This is a genomic window from Paenibacillus sp. EB106-06-01-XG199, from assembly GCF_058791575.1.
Genome location: NZ_JBYTDQ010000001.1, coordinates 574,307 through 599,243 on the forward strand (window position 1 = coordinate 574,307; position 24,937 = coordinate 599,243).

Annotated in this window: 27 protein-coding genes and 2 riboswitches; of the genes, 25 read left to right on the top strand and 2 right to left on the bottom strand. The window is 48.3% G+C overall.

The window, feature by feature from the left end:
• Positions 1-264: 264 nt before the first annotated feature.
• Entirely contained in the window at positions 265-1,236 is a 972-nt protein-coding gene (locus AC3WT9_RS02915) for a glycoside hydrolase family 113 (protein WP_341378809.1), read from the top strand.
• Positions 1,237-1,467: 231 nt separating this feature from the next.
• Here AC3WT9_RS02915 and AC3WT9_RS02920 read toward each other — a convergent pair whose 3' ends face one another.
• Positions 1,468-2,394 carry an L-lactate dehydrogenase gene (locus AC3WT9_RS02920; protein WP_341093652.1) on the bottom strand — a complete coding sequence of 309 codons (927 nt, stop codon included), beginning with the start codon at positions 2,392-2,394 and terminating at the stop codon, positions 1,468-1,470.
• Between the two features lie 147 nt (positions 2,395-2,541).
• On the opposite strand from AC3WT9_RS02920, the gene AC3WT9_RS02925 reads away from it, so the two are divergent.
• From AC3WT9_RS02925 to murB, 18 genes are all read left to right on the top strand, one after another.
• Positions 2,542-3,168: a LysE family translocator gene (locus AC3WT9_RS02925; RefSeq protein ID WP_341093650.1), complete on the top strand. Its 627-nt coding sequence runs from the start codon at positions 2,542-2,544 to the stop codon at positions 3,166-3,168.
• Between the two features lie 40 nt (positions 3,169-3,208).
• Positions 3,209-4,591, top strand: a complete 1,383-nt coding sequence (gene bcaP, locus AC3WT9_RS02930; RefSeq protein ID WP_341093649.1) for a branched-chain amino acid transporter BcaP — start codon at positions 3,209-3,211, stop codon at positions 4,589-4,591.
• A 26-nt stretch (positions 4,592-4,617) separates the two neighbouring features.
• On the top strand, positions 4,618-5,910 hold the full coding sequence (locus tag AC3WT9_RS02935) for a WD40/YVTN/BNR-like repeat-containing protein (RefSeq protein WP_341093647.1): 1,293 nt from the start codon (positions 4,618-4,620) through the stop codon (positions 5,908-5,910).
• A 149-nt stretch (positions 5,911-6,059) separates the two neighbouring features.
• Positions 6,060-6,686: a pyridoxamine 5'-phosphate oxidase family protein gene (locus tag AC3WT9_RS02940; RefSeq protein ID WP_341093645.1), complete on the top strand. Its 627-nt coding sequence runs from the start codon at positions 6,060-6,062 to the stop codon at positions 6,684-6,686.
• A 158-nt stretch (positions 6,687-6,844) separates the two neighbouring features.
• Positions 6,845-7,021, top strand: a complete 177-nt coding sequence (locus AC3WT9_RS02945) for a hypothetical protein (protein ID WP_179091757.1) — start codon at positions 6,845-6,847, stop codon at positions 7,019-7,021.
• A gap of 221 nt (positions 7,022-7,242) precedes the next feature.
• Positions 7,243-7,635, top strand: coding sequence for a DUF2500 domain-containing protein (locus AC3WT9_RS02950; protein WP_341097691.1), 393 nt, complete (start codon positions 7,243-7,245; stop codon positions 7,633-7,635).
• A gap of 300 nt (positions 7,636-7,935) precedes the next feature.
• Entirely contained in the window at positions 7,936-8,358 is a 423-nt protein-coding gene (locus AC3WT9_RS02955; RefSeq protein ID WP_341093643.1) for a cell wall hydrolase, read from the top strand.
• A 152-nt stretch (positions 8,359-8,510) separates the two neighbouring features.
• A complete protein-coding gene (gerQ, locus tag AC3WT9_RS02960; protein ID WP_445744975.1) occupies positions 8,511-9,020 on the top strand; it encodes a spore coat protein GerQ in 510 nt (169 codons plus the stop codon).
• Positions 9,021-9,471: 451 nt separating this feature from the next.
• On the top strand, positions 9,472-10,788 hold the full coding sequence (locus AC3WT9_RS02965) for a hemolysin family protein (protein WP_341093642.1): 1,317 nt from the start codon (positions 9,472-9,474) through the stop codon (positions 10,786-10,788).
• A 311-nt stretch (positions 10,789-11,099) separates the two neighbouring features.
• The gene (locus AC3WT9_RS02970; protein WP_492407257.1) at positions 11,100-11,828 is read left to right on the top strand and encodes a DsbA family protein; all 729 of its coding nucleotides are present in this window, start codon (positions 11,100-11,102) and stop codon (positions 11,826-11,828) included.
• On the top strand, positions 11,828-12,259 hold the full coding sequence (locus AC3WT9_RS02975; RefSeq protein ID WP_341097689.1) for a disulfide oxidoreductase: 432 nt from the start codon (positions 11,828-11,830) through the stop codon (positions 12,257-12,259). The genes AC3WT9_RS02970 and AC3WT9_RS02975 overlap by 1 nt, the downstream gene beginning before the upstream one ends.
• 227 nt (positions 12,260-12,486) lie before the next feature.
• A riboswitch (cyclic di-AMP (ydaO/yuaA leader) is annotated at positions 12,487-12,646 on the top strand.
• A 125-nt stretch (positions 12,647-12,771) separates the two neighbouring features.
• Positions 12,772-14,589: an APC family permease gene (locus AC3WT9_RS02980; protein ID WP_341380379.1), complete on the top strand. Its 1,818-nt coding sequence runs from the start codon at positions 12,772-12,774 to the stop codon at positions 14,587-14,589.
• Positions 14,590-14,763: 174 nt separating this feature from the next.
• Positions 14,764-15,795, top strand: coding sequence for an iron-hydroxamate ABC transporter substrate-binding protein (locus AC3WT9_RS02985; RefSeq protein WP_341378807.1), 1,032 nt, complete (start codon positions 14,764-14,766; stop codon positions 15,793-15,795).
• A gap of 225 nt (positions 15,796-16,020) precedes the next feature.
• On the top strand, positions 16,021-17,082 hold the full coding sequence (locus AC3WT9_RS02990) for a FecCD family ABC transporter permease (RefSeq protein ID WP_341378805.1): 1,062 nt from the start codon (positions 16,021-16,023) through the stop codon (positions 17,080-17,082).
• Entirely contained in the window at positions 17,079-18,113 is a 1,035-nt protein-coding gene (locus AC3WT9_RS02995; RefSeq protein WP_341378804.1) for a FecCD family ABC transporter permease, read from the top strand. The genes AC3WT9_RS02990 and AC3WT9_RS02995 overlap by 4 nt, the downstream gene beginning before the upstream one ends.
• A gap of 117 nt (positions 18,114-18,230) precedes the next feature.
• Positions 18,231-19,037, top strand: a complete 807-nt coding sequence (locus AC3WT9_RS03000) for an ABC transporter ATP-binding protein (protein ID WP_038592689.1) — start codon at positions 18,231-18,233, stop codon at positions 19,035-19,037.
• 44 nt (positions 19,038-19,081) lie between these two features.
• Positions 19,082-19,891 carry a (2Fe-2S)-binding protein gene (locus AC3WT9_RS03005; RefSeq protein WP_341093633.1) on the top strand — a complete coding sequence of 270 codons (810 nt, stop codon included), beginning with the start codon at positions 19,082-19,084 and terminating at the stop codon, positions 19,889-19,891.
• A 186-nt stretch (positions 19,892-20,077) separates the two neighbouring features.
• Complete coding sequence (murB, locus tag AC3WT9_RS03010; protein ID WP_341378803.1) at positions 20,078-20,989, top strand: UDP-N-acetylmuramate dehydrogenase; 912 nt, start codon at positions 20,078-20,080, stop codon at positions 20,987-20,989.
• 83 nt (positions 20,990-21,072) lie between these two features.
• Here the strand turns inward: murB and ymzB are convergent, their stop codons facing one another.
• Positions 21,073-21,408: a protein YmzB gene (ymzB, locus tag AC3WT9_RS03015; protein WP_341378802.1), complete on the bottom strand. Its 336-nt coding sequence runs from the start codon at positions 21,406-21,408 to the stop codon at positions 21,073-21,075.
• Positions 21,409-21,571: 163 nt separating this feature from the next.
• Here ymzB and AC3WT9_RS03020 point away from each other — a divergent pair, with 163 nt between their 5' ends.
• The 6 genes from AC3WT9_RS03020 to queE all read left to right on the top strand — a co-directional run bounded on the left by AC3WT9_RS03020 (position 21,572) and on the right by queE (position 24,917).
• A complete protein-coding gene (locus AC3WT9_RS03020; protein ID WP_341093628.1) occupies positions 21,572-21,784 on the top strand; it encodes an ATP-binding cassette domain-containing protein in 213 nt (70 codons plus the stop codon).
• A 152-nt stretch (positions 21,785-21,936) separates the two neighbouring features.
• Positions 21,937-22,179: a hypothetical protein gene (locus AC3WT9_RS03025; RefSeq protein ID WP_341093626.1), complete on the top strand. Its 243-nt coding sequence runs from the start codon at positions 21,937-21,939 to the stop codon at positions 22,177-22,179.
• A gap of 131 nt (positions 22,180-22,310) precedes the next feature.
• Positions 22,311-22,354, top strand: a riboswitch (PreQ1 riboswitch).
• A 172-nt stretch (positions 22,355-22,526) separates the two neighbouring features.
• Positions 22,527-23,027 (top strand): preQ(1) synthase, encoded by a 501-nt coding sequence (gene queF / locus AC3WT9_RS03030; protein WP_341093623.1) that lies wholly within the window; start codon positions 22,527-22,529, stop codon positions 23,025-23,027.
• A 30-nt stretch (positions 23,028-23,057) separates the two neighbouring features.
• Positions 23,058-23,720, top strand: a complete 663-nt coding sequence (queC, locus tag AC3WT9_RS03035) for a 7-cyano-7-deazaguanine synthase QueC (protein ID WP_341093621.1) — start codon at positions 23,058-23,060, stop codon at positions 23,718-23,720.
• Entirely contained in the window at positions 23,720-24,202 is a 483-nt protein-coding gene (locus AC3WT9_RS03040; protein ID WP_341093619.1) for a 6-pyruvoyl trahydropterin synthase family protein, read from the top strand. The genes queC and AC3WT9_RS03040 overlap by 1 nt, the downstream gene beginning before the upstream one ends.
• The gene (gene queE / locus AC3WT9_RS03045; RefSeq protein ID WP_492407258.1) at positions 24,195-24,917 is read left to right on the top strand and encodes a 7-carboxy-7-deazaguanine synthase QueE; all 723 of its coding nucleotides are present in this window, start codon (positions 24,195-24,197) and stop codon (positions 24,915-24,917) included. Before AC3WT9_RS03040 ends, queE begins: the two co-directional genes overlap by 8 nt.
• The last annotated feature ends 20 nt before the right edge of the window (positions 24,918-24,937 follow it).

Sequence of the window (24,937 nt, forward strand, 5' to 3'; positions counted from 1 at the left end):
GTCAACCAGCAAATAGAATAATTGTTATCCTCACTGATAGGCACGGCCGCTAAATGACTCACGCGGTTCGGGCCTTTTTTTATAACAAAAATAACTTGTTATTATTAATTGTTTGATTTATTCTAACTGTTATTAAGGTTTTTAATAATAACTATATTAGTTGAACTAAAGAACTACATCTAATGTTTAATTTCTGTAGCAATGATTTACGGAAAATGGTACACGAAAGAACATGTTATTACTAACTAATAGGAGGACTTGGGGATGAAGGAAGTTTTTTTTAAAGGAATGACTTATGGCTGGGAAACAAAAAGAGGAGAGTACCGGAAAGATTATGCAGCGGATTCGATGAAAAAGCTGGCGGATACCGGAAGTGAGTGGATCGCTTTGTCCTTCTGGACCTGGCAGGATACAGTGTTCTCAACAGATATTCACTTTGATTACGGTTATACGCCGACAGATCGGGATATCGAACATGCGGTGCGAAACGCGAAGGAGCTGGGCCTGAAGGTCTGCTTGAAGCCTGTAGTCAACTCCAGAGACGGGATTTGGAGAGCGCGGATCGGATTTCCTGAGGATGGAGACGCCTATTGGGCAGCCTGGTTCGAGTCCTACACGAATTTCTTGAAGCATTATGCGGAGCTGGCAGAGGAGCTGGGCTGCGAAATGTTCTGTATAGGTTGTGAAATGGTAGCTACAGAATATAGGGAAGCAGAATGGCGGGAAGTTATCCGTGAGGTGAAGAGCCTATATACCGGCCCCATCGTTTACAATGCCAATCATGGCAAAGAAGAAGGGATTCAGTGGCTCGATGCGGTCGATCTCATCGGAACCAGCGCATATTATCCTGTAGCCTCTGTGCCGGGTGATTCCTATGCGAATATGCTCACTGTCTGGGAGAAGCAGAAACCCCGGCTTAAGGCTTTAGCCGAAAGATTCAACAAGCCGCTTGTTTTTATCGAAATTGGCTGCCGCAGCGCACTCGGCTGTGCCACTATGCCGTGGGACTTTACGCATAAGGATCTGCCTCATTCGGAAAGCGAGCAGGCTAACTTTTATCGTTCGGCACTTGAAACCTTTTGGAATGAGCCTTGGTTCGCCGGTTTCTTCTGGTGGGATTGGAGTACAAAGCTCTACGCTCTGGAAGAGGCTTCGTCCAACAATGGATTTGATATTTACGGTAAGGAAGCGGAACAAGTGCTGAAAGAGTATTACAAATTGCCAGTCACAAAATAACTCTGTCTCAAGGGTCGGGAACGCTCTTGGAAATTTAAAGCATTAGATTAATATCATTGTCAGGCAAAAAAGATTCATGTTATAGTACTTAAGGAAAATCCGTCCTTCTATTCGCGGGGTTAATATTCCATCCGCTTGAAGGGCGGTTTCTTTTGCGTGCGGGAAGCATAAAACAAGGCTGTCCCAGTCATTGAAATGACCAGGACAACCCCGTGCTAACCAGTAAAATGGTTACAATTCAAGCTTGGAAATTTCCGCTTTGAGCTTCTCTGCAGATTTCTGGAACATTGCCTTTTCGTCTTCACTCAGCGGCAGATCCAGCACTTCGCGAACGCCGGATCGGTCAACGACACATGGAGCACCGAGGAACACATCTGAAACTCCGTTATAGTTGTTCAGCAGCGTGGAGACATTCAGCACAGCACCTTCATTGTTCAGAATGGAAACCACGATCCGGTCCAGGGCAAGAGCAATCGCATATGAGGTAGAACCTTTGGCGTCGATAATTTCATAGGCGGCGTTCTTGGTGTCTTCAAAGATCTCCTTGCGTTCCGCTTCATCAAAGCCCAAATCGATGCCGGCCACGTTGGCAAGGCTCCATACCGGAAGCTCGGAGTCACCGTGTTCACCGATTATTTGACCATGAATGCTGCGGGGATCTATTTCTTTATGAAGACCGATCAAATAGCGGAACCGTGCACTGTCAAGCACCGTACCGGAACCGATGACCCGTCTGCGGTCGAAGCCGCTGATCTTAAGAGTGGCATAAGCCAGGATATCTACCGGATTCGTTGCAATCAGCAGAATGGCATGCTGATTGTATTTCGTAATCTTTTGGATGATATCTTTAAAAATCGAGATGTTCTTTCGCAGAAGATCAATCCGGGTCTCACCCGGCTTCTGGGAGGCGCCGGCGGTTACGATAATAATATCCGCTTCCCGGCAATCTTCATAGGTTCCTGCCCACAGTTTTACACCGCCGACAAACGGCATGCCGTGGTTCATGTCAAGTGCTTCACCCAGCGCTTTCTGGTGATTGACATCGATAAGTACCAATTCAGGCATCCGTCTGCGCAGAAGCAGCGTATATGCGGTTGTTGTACCGACTGCACCGGTACCGATAACTACGACACGATTGGGCTTAAATGGGGGGGCCATTGTTCCATCTCCTCCGAATTTCGATTTTTTTGTGTCCAATCCTATCCATCATAAGCTCTGGAGTTAGTGTTTTCAAGCAGCTTGTTTTTAATCCATTACCCGAAAACGGGCAAGCTAACAACGTGCTTTCGCAGAGAGGAGGTAGCTATGTTTAGTATTGCTACACTATTTATGTACCTTGGGGCTGCCATTCTGCTGATCCTTATTCCGGGTCCGGATCTTATTTTCGCTGTTACCCAGGGGATTACGAATGGCCGGAAAGCAGGTGTCTACACCGCTGTTGGACTGGCACTGGGGAATACAGTACATACTTTGGCTGCAGCACTGGGATTGTCAATCATTGTGAAGACATCTCCGCTGCTGTTCACCCTGTTTAAGATTGCCGGTGCACTGTATTTATTTAACCTGGCCTACAAATCATTGAAGCACCGTAAAGCAACGCTCTTAGTGAACGATGGCGAGAAGAAGGATGAAAGGGCATTGCTGCGAAGAGGACTGATTATGAATATTCTCAATCCCAAAGTGGCCATCTTCTTTCTGACCTTTCTGCCGCAATTCGTGAATTATGACTATGGTGTTGTACCTTTGCAGATGCTTGTGCTTGGACTTATCTTTATTGTGCTGACCGCTCTGATCTTCGGAGCGCTTGCTTATTTTGCCGGTGCCTTCAGCAGCAAATTTCTGGAGAAGCCCCGTGTGCAGGAAGGCGCCAACATCGCAGCCGGAGTTATATTTGTCGGACTGGGCATGAAGCTGCTGACCACGGCACCCTAGGAGTTCCACATTCATATCATCGACAGGAGAGAATTTAAGAATGGATTTATTCCGCAAAAAACCGCTGACCGCGCCTCAAAGCGCCGATGGCGCTAAACTGAGCAAGACACTGGGTGCACTGGATCTTACAACACTTGGTGTAGGGGCCATTATCGGCACCGGGATATTTGTTATGACAGGAGTCGCAGCCGCGGAGCATGCCGGGCCGGGCCTTGTGCTCTCCTTCATTCTCGCCGGGTTTGCCTGCGTGCTGTCCGCACTGTGTTATTCAGAATTTGCTTCAACGCTCCCGGTGTCCGGCAGCGCTTATGCCTATAGCTATGTCGCTTTCGGCGAGTTACTGGCCTGGATTCTGGGCTGGGATCTGGTGCTGGAATATGGGGTTGCGGCAGCGGCGGTAAGCAGTGGATGGTCCGGTTACTTCCAGGGCCTGCTGGATGGTTTCGGCCTGCATTTGCCCACAGCACTCTCCGGGGCTTATAATGCGGACAAAGGCACTTATCTAAATCTGCCCGCCATGATCATTATTTTGCTGATCTCCTATTTGTTGACTCGCGGAGTCAAGGAAACGGCCCGCTTTAATGCAATTATGGTTGTGATTAAGCTGTCTGTAGTGCTTCTCTTCATAGTTACGGGATTTTTCTATGTGAAACCGGAGAACTGGACGCCATTTTTACCATTTGGCTTTCATGGGGTGGTGAATGGGGCGGCTACCGTTTTTTTCGCCTATATCGGCTTTGATGCCATATCGACTGCTGCGGAAGAGGTGAAGCGCCCGCAGCGTGATTTGCCTATCGGAATCATTTCATCCCTTGCAATCTGCACCGTGCTGTACATTACTGTCTCGCTGGTTCTGACAGGGATCGTACCTTATCAAAGCCTGAATGTCAGTGATCCTGTTTCCTACGCCCTGCGATTCGTGGACCAGAATATGATTGCCGGTCTAATCTCTGTAGGCGCTATTGCCGGGATGACCACGGTTCTGCTTGTTATGCTCTTCGGCCAGACCCGTCTCTTGTTCGCGATCTCACGGGACGGGCTGCTGCCGAAAAGCTGGTCCAAAGTAAGCGCCAAAACGCATACCCCCGTGCGCAGCACCTGGATGGTCGGAGGATTGATCGCCGTGCTCACCGGATTTGTTCCACTGGACCGGCTGGCTAACCTGACCAGCATTGGAACACTGTTCGCTTTTCTCGTGGTGTCCTTGGGTGTAATTGTGCTGCGCCGTACCCATCCGAATCTGAAAAGAGGGTTCACGGTGCCTTGGGTGCCATACATCCCCCTGCTTAGTGCGGCAACCTGCGCTTATTTAATGTATAATCTGGGGAGAGAGACTTGGATCGGCTTTGTCATCTGGCTGGCTGTCGGACTACTGATCTATTTTCTGTACGGATACAAAAACAGCAAACTGAATCAAAAATAAACGATAACAGAAGAGGAGAGAGAGCTTTGTCATCCCAAACAGCAGATTTCAAGGTTCTGAGAACGCTACTGGTGGTTCTCCTGAGCCTACTCATACTCTCGGCTTGCTCTTCTTCTCCTGCTCCTGAGCCCACTCAGCCACCTCAGCCGACGGAAGCGCCGGAAGAAGGGCAGACGATTACCCTGATTACACCCGACGCCAAAAACTTAGTCAATAAAGATACACCTAAATATCAAATTCAGACCCGGCTTACGGATTTCAGATTGTTAACCGATTCTGCAGGACTGGCCTGGGGTGTTACCAAAAATGAACTTCGGATCTACATGACCAAAGATAACGGGGAAACCTGGGCGAATATTTCACCTTCTGTAAATGTGCAGTTTCTGTCTAATCCGGTGTACAGCCAAGAGATCTTCTTTACGGATCTAGAGAACGGCTGGATTGTAAGAAGTGCTTTTGGAACGACGGAAACCGTTGTGCTCCGAACAACCGATGGGGGACTGAGCTGGAAAATCTCTTCATTTCCGGATGCGAATACGATCTCTTCCATCTACTTCAGTTCTCCGAGCCATGGCTGGCTGATGACCTCCTGGGATATTAATGCCACTAAAGCAAGCAAAGCGCTGTATGCAACGGCAGACGGGGGGGCCACTTGGAATATGGTTATGCAGAACGAGCAATATAATCCGAAGCTGCCAAATCTTGCAATTCCGATGGCGGGCGTGACGACCGGGATGATCTTTAAGGATACAGACCGTGGATTCGTGACACTCCAGACCGGAGCGCTGCCCAAGATTTACATGACTCAAGACGGTGGAGCAACATGGAGTCAGGGACCGGAGTTTCTAGTGAATGAACAGTGGAGAGGCTGCGACAAAGTGGTCACCGGAGAACCGGAATTCTTCGGCAATAACAGCGCATCCGGGTGGTTGCCGGTGGCCTGCCAGAAAGATAAGGATGCTACCATCACATATAACGGATATTTTACCGCCAATAGCGGAGCAAGCTGGACATTTACTACGTTCGGTCTGGGCATCCAGACAGGGATCAACCGCCACCTGGCTCCTGCTTTTTTAAATTCTCAACTCGGCTGGGCTTTGAAAGGAAATCTGATGTACAAGACGATTAATGCGGGAGCAACCTGGACAACACTTCCGGCCAGCAGCGTTCTGCAATCCAAGCTCTTGGAATATCCGGAGATTGTGAAGCTGCAGTTTATTTCAAGGGATGTTGGCTGGCTCTTAATTGAGAAAAAAGAAACTCGGCGATCTATCCTGCTGCAGACAACCAATGGGGGCGTGAGCTGGAAGGTAATGTAAGTTGATTTAGCGGGGAGGCTGCAGATTGCAGTCTCTTTTTTTCAAAATATAAGAATTTTAGCTTCAACCGTTTCCACTTGTCATTATTTCCCTGTGTTACAATAAGTAGCAGGTGAATCTATGAAATTCATACATATGGAGTGAAGAAGATGCATGATTTTAATACAATCAAGTCAGAAGAGGAATTACGTGCTATACTCGGTTATCCAAGCGAACTGGTGAAGAACAAAGCGATTGATGCCCTGGATGAGCATTGCCGCCAGTTTATCGCTAAGTCACCATTGTTGATCATGGCCACTTCCGATGCGGAGGGGTTATGTGATGTCTCACCCAGAGGGGATGCGCCGGGTTTTGTGCTTGTTCTGGATGACAACCATCTTGTCATACCTGAACGGCCGGGTAACCGCCGAATGGATTCGTTAAGGAATATTCTGTCCAATCCAAACGCGGGCCTTATTTTCCTCATTCCGGGTCTGGAAGAAACGCTCAGAGTGAATGGTCGTGCTTATATTGTCCGTGATGAAGAGCTGCTTGTCCGAATGGAATCTCATGGGCGGACTCCGCTGGTAGGCATAGTCATTGAAGTGGAAGAATGCTATATGCATTGTGCAAAATCGTTAAAGCGCTCCAGCTTGTGGAATCCAGACTCTTGGATTGCGAAGGCTGAATTGCCGAATGTTCCTCAGATGATATCTGACCACGCCAAACTTCCTGGCATGAACGCAGAAAAAGTAAAAGCTTCACTGCAAGACAGCTATACCCACCGAATGTATTGATGCTCTGGGCTTTAAATGAAGCAAAAAAACGTATTTAAAATTTTCTTTAAAAATGTGAAAAAAATCACATGACAAAGCGCTGTCCGTGTGATATATTTAACACATAGAAAGCAAGTTCATTTTTTCACAAACTTTCATTCCGAATAGGAGAGATTACAATGACAACTTTTGAAACGGATTATATGACTAGAAACCTTCTGCAATTATGCTATAACTGTGATGATGCACACCTCTGTGAAACTGAAGAACAATGCAGAGCCTGCTGGGCGGACAACGGAATGCTTCCGGAAGAAGAGAACGAAACCAAGCAACTCTTAGATCTTGTACATGCTTAATATTGATAGGCAGAATGAACGTTTTTAAAGACCACTTGTGTTCTCAAATCTGAGAGCCGGGTGGTCTTTTTGGTTTGTAGCCTGTCGTCAGCTGACGGCGAATATGGTTTTCATCTATTTGTGATGCTGTATGAACCGGAACAGGCATATACATGTACAGAAGCGACTGCAGTTATGCGGAAAGCTGAAAAATGGGGATTAAGGAGGAATAAGTCATGGGGATAGGCCCGGATTCTTCTTGGATGTTTGATCTTACCGGGACGGTAATACCGATTTTTCTCGCCCTGATGATTGGCATTGTCGCTGTATCTGCTGGCAGGGGGCTGCTTCAATGGAGCCGGAACAACAGCTCACCCCTGTTGACCGTTCCTGCCCGGATCGTCAGCAAGCGCAGTGAAGTCCGCCAGCAGCAGCTTCAGGATGAGAATCAGAGCAGCCGCACCAGTACAACCTACTATTTAACCTATGAGACGGACGAAGGTGTCAGGATGGAATTTAAAGTGGACGGAAATGAGTTCGGCATGAGCGCTGAGGGAGACAGAGGTGTGCTGACTTACCAAGGCACAAGGTATCACGGGTTTCAGCGCAGCCTGCATTACTCCACAGCTGACTAATTTAACTGTCTGTGATATGTATTTGGTTCGGTTTACAATAGAGATGAGGTTTCGGATAATAAATTCGTTACAGGAGCACAGCTTATCATTGACGGCGGAATGACGCGCAAAATGATTTATGAGCCATAACTAAGCTATCCAGGTAACGGGAAGAAAATAGGCGTGAACTGTCACCTCTTAGGCGAATGCACATACAATACATCGAGCAGTCAAGAGATGTGGAAGCTTGCGAGGCAGGTAAGAAGTCCGGTAAGGAGCGGATGCCTTCAGAACTGCTACGAAGCAAAAGGAGGAGAATGTGTGGCCGTCATCAAAGCGAACTCGGAAGATGTGAAGGTGCTTGCGCGGCTGATGCGGGCGGAAGCCGAAGAGGACGGAGAAGCCGGGATGCTTATGGTCGGGAATGTCGGCGTCAACCGGATTCTCGGCAATTGCCTGGACTTCAACAATATCCGCAATATGAACGATATGGTGTTTCAAAGTCCAGGTGGCTTTGAAGCGCCTCAGAAGGGGTACTTCTATCAGCGTGCCCGGGAATCCGACATTCGCCTGGCCAAAAGAGTGATTGCCGGAGAACGACGATGGCCGGCCTCTAATGCCTTATGGTTCTTTCGTCCTGTAGGCGATTGTCCTGCCACCTGGTATAACCAGCAGAACACCGGCCGCTACAAAGCCCATTGCTTCTTTACACCAACCAGCGCGGATTGCCCGGCTGTATATTAGTACAGCCGGCCCTGCGGGGAGAGTCAGCGTGCTTCCGTAATCTGTCTCTCCCGCTGAAACTGGCAAGCGAAAATTGTGCTGTCGCACCATGTTCTACACGAAGTTAATCAAGGAAGCAAATGCTGACAAAACTTTTAGGAGGTTTTACACAAATGATAGGTCAACCTTACCGTCCCGTTACTTATATGATTGGCAGCACTTCTTCTTCCACTGGCATGAACGGAGGTGGAATGCCTGCCAGCGGCCACATGGGCAGCATGGGCAGCATGGGCAGTATGGGCAGCATGGGCAGCATGGGGAGCATGGGCAGCATGCCACCTCAGGTCACCAGCGGGAGCCCCATGACGCCTACAGGAAGCGTGGTGCCTACCACAGCCCCGGCCTTTGAACAATCCTACATTGAGAACATTTTCCGCCTCAACCTGGGCAAGATCGGGACCTTTTATTTCACATATGAGAACAACAAGGATTGGAATGCCAAGGTTTACAAAGGTGTGCTGGAAGCAGCCGGGCGGGATCATATCATTATCAGTGATCCGGCTACCGGACAGAGAACTGTGCTGCTGATGATTTATTTCGATTATGCTACCTTCGATGAGCCGCTTGCTTACCAGTATCCGGGAGTCATCGGAAATCCACCGGTCGCCCGAAACTTCCGTTAATCCACCTGAACAACTATCCATAGAACACAACTTGCAAACGGCAGCCCGCCTGTAAATGGGGGATGCCGTTTTTTGTGTGAAATTGGAGGATTAGATAATCACGCTGAAGGCAACAAGTTTGACGGAGCGGGTGCGAAAGATTTAACATATATAAAAGCGTATCAACAACCTTTTTTGCATTCGTTAACCTTGTTTTATACCTTTTATACGGAGTATGTCCATAAGAAGGAAAACTAGATCATATTTTTACTCCGGTTTACACCTGTTTTTATGGAGTGAGTAATAATATAATAATGTATATATTTATAATCCGTGATTCTAGTCAGGAGTTGAAGGCATTGGGAAATTGAAACTGAAAGGAACGTTTGGCGTTTCACTAGCTAACATTTTGAAAAATCGAAGGAGGTGGGCCTATCCACCTGATACGAAGAACGGTGGATAGGAGTATAAATTGAGCGACCCTTTACCCGGTATATTACATGTAGGTCTTATTCTTTTGCTTGTGCTGTTTAATGGCTTTTTTGTTTCGGTTGAATATGCGATGGTCAAGGTACGAAGCGGCCGCATTGAAGCACTGATTGAGGAGGGCAGTAAAAGAGCACCCGCAGCAAGAAAGATTGTCCACAATCTAGATGCTTATCTGTCCGCCTGCCAGCTTGGCATTACGCTTGCCTCGCTCGCACTCGGCTGGCTGGGTGAACCGGCTATAGCTACGATTGTGGGACCGCTTGTAACAAGCCTAGGCTTCGGTGAAACAACCGTATATGTGATCTCCCTCATTATTGCCTTTATGTTCATCACGGTGCTGCATATTGTACTAGGCGAGCTGGCACCCAAGACGATTGCGGTGAACAAAGCGGAGAAGGTGCTTCTGCTAACGGCCGGTGCGATGAACGTCTTTTACAGGATCATGTATCCATTTATCTGGCTCGTCAATGGGTTAGCAGGCGGACTGCTGCGTTTCTTCCGTCTGGCACCGGCCTCAGAGCTGGCCACTGCGCATACAGAGGAAGAAATCCGCATCCTCATGCAGGAGAGCAACAAGAGCGGGCTGATCGACAATACAGAAATGACTTTGGTGGACAATATCTTTGAATTTGCCGATACGATGGCCAGAGAGATTATGATCCCCCGAACCGAAATGATCTGTCTAAACAGTCATCTGTCGGCAGAAGAGAACCTTGAGATTGCCTTTGACGGAATGAGAACACGTTATCCGGTTTGTGATGGCGATAAGGACCATATTCTTGGCTTTATCCACATTAAGGATCTCATCCGGGATCAGGCGCCGAAGTACAATGAATTGATTCGTCCGATTCTTACCGTTCCAGAGTCCATTCAGATCAGTGCACTCCTGAAGGTGATGCAGCGGGCGAAGACTCAAATCGCCATTCTGATTGACGAATACGGCGGTACGTCAGGTATGGTTACGCTTGAGGATATTATGGAGGAGATTGTCGGAGAAATTCAGGATGAGTTCGATGAAGAGCGTCCCGGTGTTGAGCAACTGGGGGAGGATGAGTTTTCCATAGACGGCCTCATGCTGATTGAAGAGATCAACGACTCACTGGGGCTTCATATGGAGACGGAAGACTATGATACTATAGGCGGATGGCTATACTCCAAGTTAGAAGTCAATCCGCCGCAAAAAGGGCAAACCGTTGAATTCGACGGCCATCTGTTCGTGGTAGAGGAAACCGAGAATAAGCGGATTTCCCGGATTAAGCTATTGAAGCTGCAGTTTTTGACGGAGGAAGCTGGAGCATAAACTTATTAAGCATTACACACAAAAGGCACTAGCGCAGAATAAGCGCAGTGCCTTTTGTGTGTAATTGTACTTATCTATCCGAGAAAGGAAGGTCCAAATGCTAAATCATCAGAATAATTATAATGATCTGCTGGTCCTCTTTTCCATTGCGATAGCATTTCTATCCTGTGAGGAAGTTTACCTTTTATAATATTGATGGTGTGAGCTGAAGTTTGCTATGGAAGTTTGCCAAAGAGAGAACTTTAATTATATAATTTTAAATTATATGACTTTCATTACCCGGGTCCTGAGTGGACGGAAAGGAACTCTCTTTGAGCAAAAACAAACGAAACAGTGCCGCGGCTCCCCAACAGAGCAAGCAGGAGAAACGCAGGGCAGAACAGGAAAAGCAGAAGCAAAAAACCAAAATACTGATCTTCAGCACTGTAGCAGCAGTTATCATTATCTTTGTCGCTCTTATCATGCTGATTCCAAAAGCGAACTCTGACTTTAATTACAGCGAGATGCACAGACTTGGAAAAGAGGATGCTCCAGTCAAAATTGTTGAATTCGGGGATTATAAATGTCCGGCGTGTTCAGACTTTACCGGTACCATCAAACCTCAGCTTGTTGAAAAATACGTAACTCCGGGCAAAGCGGCCTTTTACTTCGTAAATATGGCCTTTATCGGACCGGATTCCGAAACAGCTTCATTAGCAGCTTTGTCTGTCTATCATCAGAACAGTGAAGCTTTCTGGACCTATTCTGACGCAATCTATGCTAATCAGGGCGAGGAGAGCGAAGAGTGGGCGACCGCTGATTTCCTGGTAAGCCTGGCGCAGAAGGAGAACCTGCCGATAGATTTTGACCTCTTGCGTAAAGACATTGAGGAAGGCACCTATGAAAGTGAACTACAGAGAGATATGAAGTTAGCCGATGACAGCAAAGTGACCTCTACTCCTACTGTATTTGTTAATGGAGTGAAAGTAGACAAGGCCTTTGATATCGAAGCTATCGACTCACAGGTGCAAATCGCCCTTGATTCGGCGGATGCCAAATGATGAAATTCTCTACCTTCTGCAGACGCCACTGCCTATATCTGGCCTGGTTTGTTTCGGTAATTGCTGTAGCAGGAAGCTTGTATCTTAGTGAAGTGCTGCATTATGAACCCTGCAGGCTGTGCTGGTTCCAGCGTATCTTTATGTATCCTCAGCTGATTCTGCTCGGAATTGCCACATACCGGGGAGATAAACGCATCATTCCTTATGTGCTGCCTTTATGTCTGATAGGCGGGAGTATCTCCCTGTACCATTACGCAGAGCAGAAAATTCCTGCACTCAGTAAAATCTTGCCATGCACAATTGGTGTACCCTGCAATGAGGATTATTTGAACTTTTTAGGGTTCATTACAGTACCTCTGCTTGCGTTGATTGCTTTTGCTCTAATCGCAATTTTGCTCTGGACCGGGCGCCAAGAAGAGCCAGCTGAATAAGAAAAGGCTAAGCAGAATTTAGAGCATAAATATTCCCTAAATTTTTGTCACAATTAACATCCAAAACACTCAAAAATCACGGAACGCTGGGATAATGAAAGAGAATGAAAGATCCACTTATCCCGGGTCTTGGATTTGAGCTTTTTGGATGTTTTTTCATTCTTTTTTCATTTTTTTCACCGCTTTACTGAAAAGCTATTGTAGACTATCATTAGTCCTTGTGAGAAGTTGAATATGCGCTGAATTTTCCGCAAGGAAAAACGGGGGAACCAAATTTGGCGGCAACGTCAATGGGGTGAATCGGAGGCAGGTCAATTTGACCGGAACCGTAGGGCTACCACAGCCCGAATCCGCCAGCTAACCTCGTAAGCAAGGGTGGGATAATGAGCATGCGTAAGCATGCGGATCATTTCCGTATGCTTATTTTTGTGCCTGCATTTATGAAACCTGCCAATGAAAACGGCGCGCGGTATTACCGTTTCAACTCAACAAAGAGAGGAACTGTTACTACAATGGTAAGCAAGGTAAAACGACTATTGATCGGGCGTCCGATGAAGTCGAACGAACTCGATCATGAAAAGTTATCCAAGGTGAAAGCACTGGCTGTTCTGTCTTCCGATGCACTCTCGTCTGTGGCCTACGGAACGGAGCAAATTCTCATTGTACTGGTGGCCGCGGGCTTCACCGCCATCTGGTATTCATTGCCGATTGCATTAGCCGTATTGGGCCTGCTGGCCATCCTTATTTTTTCCTATCGCCAGACTATCTTTGCCTATCCGCAAGGCGGCGGAGCGTATATCGTGGCAAAAAGCAATCTCGGCGTTCCTACCGGCCTATTGGCTGGCGGCTCTTTATTAGTAGATTACATTCTTACAGTTGCAGTTAGTGCTTCGGCGGGAACGGATGCGATCACATCGGCCTTTCCGAGTCTTCATAATCATACTGTCCTTATTGCAGTCTCCGTCATTCTGATCTTGACGATTATCAATCTCCGCGGGGTGACGGAGTCCGCTTCATTTATTGCCATTCCGGTGTATCTGTTCGTGGTCTCTATCTTTGTACTCATCATTGCCGGGGTGTACAAATATATTACAGGCGGGGCTCATGCCGAAATCCCGGAGATCGGTTCCGCCGTTTCCAACGTCAGTCTGTTCCTATTGCTCAAAGCCTTCAGTTCCGGTTGTTCGGCACTCACCGGGGTAGAGGCGGTATCGAATGCCATTCCGAACTTCAAAGCTCCAGCGGAAAAAAACGCCGCCAAAACCTTGATGCTGATGGGAGGCATCCTCGGTTTGATGTTCACCGGCATTACGCTGCTGGCATACTGGTATGGGATTACTCCTAATGAGAAATCCACCGTCGTGTCGCAAATTGCCGAATCTACGTTTGGCCGGGGCGGTTTGTACTTTTTCATCCAAGGGATAACGGCCGTCATCTTGTTCCTGGCGGCGAATACAGCTTACTCGGCGTTTCCGCTGCTCGCGTTCATGTTTGCCAAAGATAAATATTTGCCTCATGCCTTCATGGTCCGGGGAGACCGCCTGGGCTTCTCTAATGGTATTATCTTTCTCGGAGTATTGTCGGCTGTGCTTGTAGCTGCTTTCCACGGAAATACAGAAGGGCTGATTCCGCTGTATGCAGTCGGCGTATTTATCCCTTTTACGCTGTCGCAGCTTGGCATGATGGTGCACTGGTTCAAAACGAAGCCGAAAGGCTGGCAGAATAAATTTGTAGTCAATACAATCGGTATGCTGACCACCCTGACGATTACGCTTATCTTTATCATCACTAAGTTTTCCAGCGTGTGGATGGCCTTCATCTTCCTGCCGGTTGTCATGTTCGTATTCCACCGCATTCATAGTCATTATATGAATATAGCCGATCAGCTTCGCATTTGTCCTGCTACGGATAAACCGCTGATTAAAGGAAGTACCGTTGTTGTTCCGGTTGCGGGTGTGACACGCGCTGTGCTGCATTCGATCAGTTATGCGAAGTCATTAACAGATAATGTGGTGGCAGTCTACGTTGGTTTTGATGAAGAGGAAATTCACAAGATGGAGCAAAAATGGGAGGAATGGAACCCGGGTGTACGCCTGATTGTACTTCGTTCCCGTTACCGCAGCATTATCCGCCCACTGGTGAAATTTATCGATACCGTAGAGTGGAAGACCGCTTCTACAGATCATATTACCGTATTGATTCCACAGTTCATTACCAAACATTGGTGGCAGGCGATCCTGCATAATCAGACCAGCTTGTTCATTCGCTCTTATCTAATGAATCAAAAAGATATAGTTGTATCAACAGTACCCTATCATTTGCACAAATAGGCAGTTAAATATGGTTAGCAGAGGTTGTTTCCGTAGCTTGCGGAGGCAACCTTTTTTTATAGAACGAATAATTTTGTTGACAGGGATAATGAGAATCAATATCATTTAAAAAGTAAGGCGAAGGTCTCGGACACCTTTGACCATTAATGCATGTGCATACAGGAGGGGTATTTAATGTTTTCGATGAACAATAAGAGATCAGGCAGCATGAAGCTCGCATTGATCGGATGTATGGCTATGACTTTGTTCTTGTCCGCTTGCGGCAATGGCAATAATGAGAAAGCTGCAAATTCCGGAACGGAAGCTACCGCCGCACCTACGGCTACGGCTGAATCAACGGCAGCGCCAACGGAAACAACGGCACCGGCCACAGAGAAAACGGTGACAGACGCCATGGGACATAAAGTCACAGTACCAGCGAATCCGCAGCGCGTCCTTGCTTCTTACATGGAAGACTACCTGGTAACACTGGGCGTTACCCCGGTAGCGCAGTGGTCCGTGACAAACGGAACCCAGGAATATCTGATTGCTGAGCTTAAAGATGTGCCAACCATCAGCTATGATCTTCCGCTGGAGGCTGTGACCAGCTTTGCACCGGATTTCCACATTGTGCAGTCTGAGTCGAGTGTGCAGAACGGTCTGTATGACCAGTTGAACAAAATCGCACCTACTTATGTCCTTGGTGACAAGATTAGCAAAGACTGGCGCAAATCGCTGCTCAAAATCGGTGAGCTCCTGAACAAGAGCACTGAGGCTGAACAAGCCATTGCAGACTACGATCTAAAAGCAGCAGATGCAAAAGCCAAAATCAGCAGCTCCATTGGTGATGATTCGGTCGCCATTCTGTGGCTGGTGTCGAAGAACTTCTTTATAGTAGATGAAACACGCAGCAGTGGTGCTGTATTGTACGGGGATCTGGGTTTGAAGCAACCCAACCTGGTTACTGATATCCCTGCGGCATCCAGAGCGACCTGGAATCCGATCACGCTGGAGAAATTGGCTGAACTGACCGCAGATCATATCTTCCTGGTGAACAGTGACAAGACCGAAGCCTCTGACATTCTTAACGGTGCAATCTGGAAGGGTATCCCTGCGGTTAAGGCTGGAAAAGTTCATGAACTTAGCGCGGACAGCAGCTGGTTGTACAGCGGAGCCATTGCCAACTCCAAAACCATTGATGATGTCTTGAGTTTTCTCGTGAAATAATCAGCCTTAACTGTGTGTAGAGAGAACTCTTCAGCGGTGGAGGGATGTGCAGGTTCTTGTATCTTGAGATACAATGGCCTGCACCTTTTTTTAGGACATTGACTTAATCGTTCACAGTGAAAGTGCGAGCTGTGAAAGCTTGTACATAATTCAGATATTTGCGATAATGAGAATGATATTTGTTCTCATTAAAACATTGAACTCATCCTATTAAGGGGAAAACTTATGGTGTCATCCACACGTTCTATAGTTGACAATACAAATTCGTCAAGAGATCAACCGCTGAAGACAAGGCCGGTTGCTGCGGTAGTTATTTTGATTTTGGGCCTTGCCGCTGTCGTCTTTGGTCTGGCACTTTCCGTTTCTGTAGGTGCCGCGGATATTAGACTGGCGACGGTATGGGAGGCAGTCTTCCGGTTTAATCCGGAGCTGCAGCAGCATCAGATTATTCGGGAACTGCGGATTCCCCGTGCTTTGGCGGGAGCGCTGGTTGGTGCTTGTTTCGCCGTCGCAGGAGCAATCATGCAGGGCATGACCCGCAATCCGCTGGCAGATTCCGGCTTACTGGGTCTGAATGCCGGTGCTAGTGCAGGATTGGCGTTAGCTTTTGCTTTTGCGCCATCTGCTTCCTTTCTCTACATTATGCTGTACTGCTTCATCGGCGCTGCAGCGGCAGCCATTCTTGTGTTCGGGATTGGCTCACTCTCCCATAGCGGTTTAACCCCGCTGCGTCTGACTCTTGCCGGAGCCGCCGTAAGTGCTATGCTGCTGGCGGTAAGCCAGGGAATCGCGATTCTGTTTCATTTGTCCCAGGATATTGCCTTCTGGATGGCAGGCGGGATCGGCGGGACGAATTGGACACAGCTTCGTATTTTGTTTCCCTGGATTGCGGCAGCTCTGATAGGATCTCTGCTGATCTCCCGATCCATTACTCTCCTTAGTCTCGGACGCGATGTAGCGGCGGGACTTGGACAGCGGACCGGGCTAGTGCAAACAGCCGGGATTATTATTGTAGTGATTCTCGCCGGTTCCGCGGTTTCGACGGTTGGACCGATTGCTTTTGTGGGGCTGATCATCCCCCATATTACACGTTATCTGGTTGGTGTCGATTACCGCTGGATTATTCCCTGCTCTGCAGTACTCGGCAGTCTACTGATTGTATTTGCTGATATTGCAGCCAGAATGATTAACGCGCCTTATGAAACACCGCTAGGTGCTTTAATCGCAGTGATCGGCGTGCCGTTTTTTATTTACTTGGCTAGTAGACGGAAGGGGGAGCTGTCATGAGCAGAGCTCTGCACTCACCCACCGGGAAACAACGCCGTATCCGGGAAGCAGCCATATTAACCTCACTTGCGGTTCTTATCGTGGTCATCTTTGTTGTCAGTATGAACACCGGGTTGATGCGATTATCACCGCTGGATGTCTTACACACAGTCCTTGGAGAGGGAACGCAGCAGCAAAAGCTGATTCTCTTTGATTTCCGGCTGCCGCGCATAGTGATCTCGCTGCTTGTCGGCACAGGGTTTGCGGTTTCCGGCTGCATTCTGCAAAGCTTGTCGCGCAATGCGCTGGCAGAGCCTTCCACACTGGGGATTAATGCCGGTGCCGGGTTTGCGGTGATTATCTTTATCTCATTTGTTCCGGCAACCTCGGCAGCTCCAATCTTTGTTCTTCCGCTGCTGGCGCTGGCCGGAGCAAGTCTTACGGCTGCACTTATTTATCTCCTGTCTTTCCGGCGCGAGGATGGCCTCTCGCCGACAAGAATGATACTTATCGGGATCGCTGTAGGTGCGGGCATCTATGCTTTCCAATTGATCCTGTCGTTAAGGCTGGATCCGCAGAATTATCAGTTTGTGGCGATCTGGATGGCCGGTAAAATCTGGGGCGGTGACTGGAGATTTGTGCTTGCGCTGACACCATGGATAGCCATTTTGCTGCCATTTGCGTTCTACAAAGCCCGGGTGCTGAATGTACTTAACCTCGGGGACCAAACCTCGGCCGGGCTGGGCATGCCGGTGGAGAAGGAACGCATTCTGCTGCTGGCCGCCGCAGTTGCGCTGTCTGGCTCCTGTGTCGCCGTAAGCGGCGGCATAGGCTTTGTGGGGCTGATTGCGCCCCATCTCGCCCGCAGGCTCGTTGGACCGAAGCATCAGGTGCTGCTGCCTGCCTGTGCCTTAATCGGCGCGTTGTTGCTGCTTACCGCGGATACTATCGGCCGCTGGATTCTGCAGCCGGCTGAAATACCGACAGGTATTGTAGTTGCGCTGATCGGCGCTCCCTACTTCCTATATTTACTGGCCAAATCAAAGGCCTGATTATCTAAAGGAGCAAAATGCTCCATAAAACTAAGCGGATGCTTACGAAGTCAGTTTTATTACATTGCTAATCCAAAAGGAGCTCATGCTCCATAAAACTTTCAAGGAGTGAAGATCATGTCGGAACGTTTGAATACAGAACAGCTGAGTATTGGTTATGCGGAGGCTACGATTGTTAAAGGTTTGAACCTGTCTCTCCCAACAGGAAAGATCACAGCGCTGGTAGGAGCGAACGGCTCCGGGAAATCCACGATTCTTAAGACGATGGCACGGATTATGAAGCCTAAGAGCGGCAATGTTATGCTCGACGGTAAATCGATTCATACCCTATCTACTAAAGAAGTGGCTCGTCAACTGGCCATTCTGCCGCAAAACCCGACGGCTCCGGACGGACTGACTGTATCCGAACTGGTTGGATACGGGCGTTACCCGCATCAGAAAGGCTTCGGCACTATGACCCCTGAAGACCGTGCGATTATCGCCAATGCGATTTCCGTTACCGGGATGGAAGAGTTCCATGATCGTCCAATCGACCGCCTCTCCGGCGGACAGCGCCAGCGTGCCTGGATTGCCATGGCCTTGGCGCAACAGACAGATATCCTGTTCCTTGACGAGCCGACGACGTTCCTTGACATGGCTCACCAGCTGGAAGTACTACAGCTGCTGCAGAAGCTGAACCAGGAAGAGGGCCGCACAATCATTATGGTGGTGCATGATTTGAACCATGCCTCCCGTTACGCGCAGCATATGGTAGCGATCAAGTCGGGCACCGTAATCAGCGAAGGGAACCCGATGGAGGTTATGACACCAGATGTGCTTCGCAAAGTATTCGGAATCGAATGTGATATCGTTCCCGATCCGCGTACAGGTGTACCTTTATGCCTTCCTTACGAGCTTGCTGCTTATAAAGCTGTCGGCATGTAATTGACAATTGAAGGATTAGCTAGGGGAATTAAGGAGGAAACCGAATGAATGAGGCACAGATAAAGGACATAGGCAGCAAATTTGATCTTTATCCATCTCCCCCAGAGGAGGCGAGATATTCATTTACAGCGCAGGATTTGATCAATGTAGAGGGTATGAGAGCATTTATGGACTGCTACAGACCGCTGATGAAGGCACTGGACGATAAGGCTGTGGCTGCATACTTCGGCGGCTGGTTCTCTAGCGTGGCGCTGGCAGTACAATATTCGGTCTCGTTATATTCCAATGTGCCGGCGATCAACTTATCTAATTTGCGCATTCATCTCATTCCGGCGAGCGGGTATTGCCGTATTGCCTTCTCTTTGAATTCCTGGGTGATAGAGCCAGCGCCTGCTGACGAACAGGGTCGGGTTACTTGGCGTAATAAAGTGTTTACAGAGTTCTACAGGAACACAGCAAGCCCGCTGCTGCGTACAATGTCTGCCGCCAGCGGTTTGAGACTGGGGGAGATCTGGGGTCAGCTCCCGTCTAAGTTCAACTACTACATTGAAATGCTTGCAGCAGGCAACAGCAATAAGGAATTTCTGATTCACGTGAAGGACGACTACAGTTATCTGAGGAAAGGCCTGGCTGCGGATGTGTTCCAGCTTCCCAGAAATCCATTTGATGTAGAGGTACGTAAGATTGAATCCCTTGCCGATCCAGAGCAGAGGGTACACATGCGTAACCGCTGCTGTCTGTATTATCGAACCGAAGGTGGAAGTGTCTGCTATACCTGCCCCCGTCTTAAAGAAGAGGAACGAGCCGCACGTAGAGCCGAATACCGTATTCAAGCTGCGTCGTCACAGGTTTAGGATATAACTGTAAGAATTGTTTCATACTTAAAATAGCAGGCATACCACAGCAGGCTCCCGTCATTGACAAGGGAGCCTGTTCGTTGTTAAAGTTGTGGTTGCCATAGTTCAAAGTAAAGCTGAATCAACATAAACATTATAGAAGGTAAGATTTATTATTTTCATAGCGTAAAAGGAGCATGAAGGATGAATATCAGCAAAATTCAAGAGGATCTGCAGCAACTGGCTCCAGCCGGTACGGTAAAAAGCCATGAAGTGCTTAAGGATTATGTATTCACCCAAATGGGCGGCTGTGCAGATATACTGGCTGAACCTGCCACTTATGAGGAAATTCAAAATATTGTTACATATGCCCGGAAGAATGATATTCCTCTTACAGTACTGGGAAATGGTTCAAATGTAATTATCCGTGACGGTGGAATCCGCGGGATCGTCCTGCAGACCTCAGGCTTAAGCGGTATGGGAATTCATGGAGATCTTCTGTACGCCCAGTGCGGTGCCAAGATCATTGATGTATCCAGGTATGCCCTGGAGCAGGAACTGGCAGGTCTTGAGTTTGCCTGCGGCATCCCCGGAACAGTTGGCGGTGCTCTCTATATGAATGCTGGCGCGTATGGAGGCGAAGTTAAGGATGTGCTGCAAAGTGCGCTTGCCATCAATAAGGCAGGGCAGCTGGTCACCCTGCAAGGGGATGAGTTTCAGTGGGGATACAGACAAAGTGTCTTTGCGAGCGGTGAATATATCGTGCTGGAAGCCAGATTCGCGCTGATTCCGGGGGATTCTGCTTTAATTAAAGCTTCCATGGATGAACTGACCTATTTGCGTGAATCCAAGCAGCCATTGGAATATCCGTCATGCGGAAGTGTCTTTAAGCGGCCGCCGGGCCGTTATGCCGGACAGCTGATCCAGGAAAGCGGGCTTCAAGGGACCCGGATTGGCGGTGCTGAAGTATCGCGTAAACATGCCGGATTTATTGTCAACGCAGATAATGCCACTGCGAGCGATTATATCGGACTTATTCAGCATGTGCGGGCTGCAGTGAAGGATAAATTCGGAGTCGAGCTGGAGACTGAAGTAGAAATTATCGGAGAAGAATAACTTCATTTTGTTGGCCGCGGTAGCAATTACCGCGGCCTATTTTTTTGCATTAAGTTATGTGCAGTGGACTCTCAGTATTCCGATTAGCTTGTGGAGAGAGCATACTTGGCTCTGTCTGTCTGGAGTTCCGCTTTATCTTCACCAATATTATCCAAATGTAGTCCGCTGACGGCAATTTCATAACTATGCTGTGGAAGCGGCACAAGTTCACCATCACCATTCAGGGTATTGCCTGATCCTCTTAAGATAAGCGCATCATCCAGATAATTATCGATCTTATCCTCAGCGGTGCGGTACTCTACGTTTTCCAATTGAAAGTGGACTGTATCGAGATCTTCAAGCTCCTGCTTTTTGATTACAATGGTTTGGTTTGCGTGAGCATCGAGCCAATCTAGAAGCTTCTGTACCGTTTGATCCATAAGTTGATCCCATCCTTATTTAAGAGATTATAAATTCTAAGTTACCCCTTTTGTTGAAATTGAATCCATATTTCTGCAACATCTAATTAGTTCCTTGGGATATTCTCAATTTCTACGAATAAGCTTGAAGGAAAGCAAACCTTAGGCAAAGGTGGGTAGGCCATTGATTCAGCTTACGGAAGTATCGAAATCGTTTCAGGAGAAGCGGGCGGTAGACCGGCTGTCCTTTTCAGTTGGGGAAGGGGAAGTATTTGGCTTTCCAGGCCCTAAAGGGGCGGGGAAAACAACAGCCATTCGCATGATGACCGGCCTGCTTCAGCCCAGTGAAGGACAAATATTAATTAATGGCATGAATATTTCACAATATAAAAAATAAGGTTCGCGCTCAGATTGGGGTTGTCTTTGAGCTGCCAAATCTATATGTACGCAGTTCATCCGCGACAATCTTGAACTTTTTGCCGATTAATACGGTGTGTCCAAGGGTCGGGTGGATGAAGTGATTGGCAGCCTGCCGACAGAAATCCAAGGTTGGCAGCTGTCCAAAGGCTGGAAGCAGCGTGTGTTAATCGCCAGAAGCCTGCTGCGCTTGTCTTTTTCCTGCATGCTTCCGTATATCAGGCACTGCCGGACTGGACTTATCCGTTCTTCGCCGCTTTGCCAAGCATTGAAATCGTGGAAAATTTAAATCGTATTCTAAACGGTGATGGCCTGCTACTTTTCGAGAGTCTGCTGCTCCCGCTGTGGATGACCGTTCTGGTACTATGGATCTGAGAACCGGCAAAGAGTAGCTATGGCAATAAGTCTGTTAGCAGGCAAATTCTTATGGGTTGTCAATCATCTGCCAATCATGTTATAGTTCAAGACGTTAATAATAAGCTTAAGAAGAAGTCTGCGTGTACATCGCAGGAGAGGTTCGCAAACTCCCTCTATAAAAAACTAAGACATCTTGATGCATAGGTAAAGTCTCCGGTTGAAGGGGGCTTAAGGGAGTATAGGGAGATGCCTATACTTATTTCCTGCTATGCTGCGTAATTTCTTAGTAGGGCCATGTTTTCGAAATCTCGTTCTTCTTTCCAGTTCCGGCAGTAAGCCGGGGGAAAAGAGAGGGGTTTTTTGTCATGTCAGAAGGCAGATTGAAAGAGGAAATGCAAGAGGTCACCCTGCTGGGCAATCAAGGGACGCAGTACAAATTCGGCTATGATCCGGGAATTCTCGAGGTGTTTGACAACAAACATCCCGGCCGCGATTATTTTGTGAAGTTTAATTGCCCCGAGTTCACCAGCCTGTGCCCTGTAACCGGACAGCCGGATTTCGGCGTGATGTACATTTCGTACGTTCCGGAGCAAAAGATGGTCGAGTCCAAGTCCCTGAAGCTTTATCTGTTCAGCTTCCGCAATCACGGTGACTTTCATGAAGACTGTGTCAACATTATTATGAATGACTTGATCTCGCTCATGGAGCCGCGTTACATCGAAGTATGGGGCAAATTTACCCCGCGTGGCGGAATATCCATTGATCCTTACTGCAACTGGGGGCGTCCGGGAACCAAGTATGAGGCGATGGCCGAACACCGGCTGATCAATCATGACCTATATCCAGAAAAAGTGGATAACCGATGATCCCAGATCGTGGAGAGGAGAGAGTGTGAAATGAATAAAAAAGCGCTCGTCGTATTCAGCGGCGGACAAGACAGTACAACCTGCCTCGTGTGGGCTATCCAGCACTTTGAGGAAGTTCAGGTCGTTACCTTTAACTATAACCAGCGCCATGCCGCTGAAATTGAGGTTGCCAAGGGAATTGCCGCCAAATTCAATGTGAAGCAGCATATTCTTGATTTGGGATTGCTGAATCAGCTGGCACCCAATGCTTTGACCCGTGATGATATAGAAATTGTATCCGGTGAAGGGGATGAATTGCCCAGCACCTTTGTTGATGGCCGGAACCTGCTGTTCCTGTCCTTTGCGGCAATTCTGGCGAAGCAGCTGGGATATGCCAATATCGTCACCGGCGTATGCCAGACCGATTTTAGCGGGTATCCTGACTGCCGCGATGTGTTTGTGAAATCATTGAATGTAACCCTCAATCTGTCTATGGACTATGAGTTTGTCATTCATACACCGCTGATGTGGCTGGATAAAAAAGAAACCTGGAAGATGGCCGACGAGCTGGGCCAGTTTGATTACATCCGTCAGCACACACTGACTTGCTACAACGGTATCATTGGCAGCGGCTGCGGTACCTGCCCGGCATGTTTGCTTCGCAAGCGTGGTCTTGAGCAGTATGTGGCTGAGCGAAAGAAGGTTGGCTTATAATGCTGGGCGAAGTATCGGTCTGTAAAATATTCACTTTTGACGCTGCACATCAGCTGATTGGACATAAGGGGAAATGCAGCAATCTCCACGGCCACACCTACAAGCTTGAAGTGGTCCTGAAGGGTAAACCTTCCGTGGAGGCGGGGCATTCGGACGAAGGCTTCGTGATTGATTTCAGCGATATTAAAAGCACGGTACAGCAGAGTCTGGTCGACCGGCTGGATCACGCTTTTCTGGCGATGGGTAACGAGCCTGTGCTGGATACATTGATAAATACGGGATCGAAGGTAGCGATGCTCTCCTTCCGAACGACGGTGGAGAACATGGCGTGTTATATAGCCTACAAGCTGAAGCAGGTGGCGTTGCCGTTATATTCCGTTAAGCTGTGGGAGACGCCCACTTCCTGGGCGGAAGTGCTGGCTGAGGATATTCCGGAGGATGGACCCTCCTACCGGATGCATGGGGGTTGTGACTGTGAGTAAGATTCCGGTCATAGAAATGTTCGGCCCAACCATTCAGGGGGAAGGCGCAGTTATCGGAGTGAAAACCATGTTCGTCCGTACCTATGGCTGTGACTATCGCTGCAGCTGGTGCGATTCCGCATTCACATGGGATGGTTCGGCCAAGGATAAGGTGCGGATGCTTACACCAGAGGAGATTATGGCCGAACTGCTCTCACTAGCCGGAAATAATTTTGACTGTGTAACCATCTCCGGTGGCAATCCTGCACTAATTGGTGAGGCGATGGGTACCTTCATCATGGGGTTGCACGAGCGGGGCATTCAAGCAGCAATCGAAACCCAGGGCAGCCGCTGGCAGGAATGGTTCAACGACGTGGATGTGCTGACAATCAGCCCCAAGCCGCCAAGCTCGGGCATGAAGACAGATTGGGAGATCCTTGATGGCATTATGGGGAAGCTGCATGATAAAGGCAAAGCTGCCCATAGCCTGAAGGTTGTTGTCTTTAACGGAGGCGATTATGAATATGCCAAAGCAGTGCATAAACGATACCCTGAGGTGCCACTGTTCCTGCAGCCGGGCAATGAGGATGTCACGGAGGAAGGTGACATTTCCGTACGTCTACTGGGTAGGCTGGAATGGCTGTTTAATCAGGTGATCGCCGATCCAGAGATGAACCGGGCACGGGTGCTCCCTCAGCTTCATGCACTCATCTGGCATAATAAGCGCGGGAAATAAAAAGGATGACAATTTCATAA

Coding starts and splice junctions, on each gene's coding strand:
- AC3WT9_RS02980 (WP_341380379.1), top strand. CDS start 12,772: ATGGTAAGCAAGGTAAAACGACTATTGATCGGGCGTCCGATGAAGTCG.
- AC3WT9_RS03000 (WP_038592689.1), top strand. CDS start 18,231: ATGTCGGAACGTTTGAATACAGAACAGCTGAGTATTGGTTATGCGGAG.
- bcaP (WP_341093649.1), top strand. CDS start 3,209: ATGGATTTATTCCGCAAAAAACCGCTGACCGCGCCTCAAAGCGCCGAT.
- AC3WT9_RS02925 (WP_341093650.1), top strand. CDS start 2,542: ATGTTTAGTATTGCTACACTATTTATGTACCTTGGGGCTGCCATTCTG.
- AC3WT9_RS02995 (WP_341378804.1), top strand. CDS start 17,079: ATGAGCAGAGCTCTGCACTCACCCACCGGGAAACAACGCCGTATCCGG.
- AC3WT9_RS02915 (WP_341378809.1), top strand. CDS start 265: ATGAAGGAAGTTTTTTTTAAAGGAATGACTTATGGCTGGGAAACAAAA.
- AC3WT9_RS03005 (WP_341093633.1), top strand. CDS start 19,082: ATGAATGAGGCACAGATAAAGGACATAGGCAGCAAATTTGATCTTTAT.
- queF (WP_341093623.1), top strand. CDS start 22,527: ATGTCAGAAGGCAGATTGAAAGAGGAAATGCAAGAGGTCACCCTGCTG.
- ymzB (WP_341378802.1), bottom strand. CDS start 21,408: ATGGATCAAACGGTACAGAAGCTTCTAGATTGGCTCGATGCTCACGCA.
- queC (WP_341093621.1), top strand. CDS start 23,058: ATGAATAAAAAAGCGCTCGTCGTATTCAGCGGCGGACAAGACAGTACA.
- AC3WT9_RS03040 (WP_341093619.1), top strand. CDS start 23,720: ATGCTGGGCGAAGTATCGGTCTGTAAAATATTCACTTTTGACGCTGCA.
- AC3WT9_RS02945 (WP_179091757.1), top strand. CDS start 6,845: ATGACAACTTTTGAAACGGATTATATGACTAGAAACCTTCTGCAATTA.
- gerQ (WP_445744975.1), top strand. CDS start 8,511: ATGATAGGTCAACCTTACCGTCCCGTTACTTATATGATTGGCAGCACT.
- AC3WT9_RS02920 (WP_341093652.1), bottom strand. CDS start 2,394: ATGGCCCCCCCATTTAAGCCCAATCGTGTCGTAGTTATCGGTACCGGT.
- AC3WT9_RS02985 (WP_341378807.1), top strand. CDS start 14,764: ATGTTTTCGATGAACAATAAGAGATCAGGCAGCATGAAGCTCGCATTG.
- AC3WT9_RS02975 (WP_341097689.1), top strand. CDS start 11,828: ATGAAATTCTCTACCTTCTGCAGACGCCACTGCCTATATCTGGCCTGG.
- murB (WP_341378803.1), top strand. CDS start 20,078: ATGAATATCAGCAAAATTCAAGAGGATCTGCAGCAACTGGCTCCAGCC.
- AC3WT9_RS02990 (WP_341378805.1), top strand. CDS start 16,021: ATGGTGTCATCCACACGTTCTATAGTTGACAATACAAATTCGTCAAGA.
- AC3WT9_RS02940 (WP_341093645.1), top strand. CDS start 6,060: ATGCATGATTTTAATACAATCAAGTCAGAAGAGGAATTACGTGCTATA.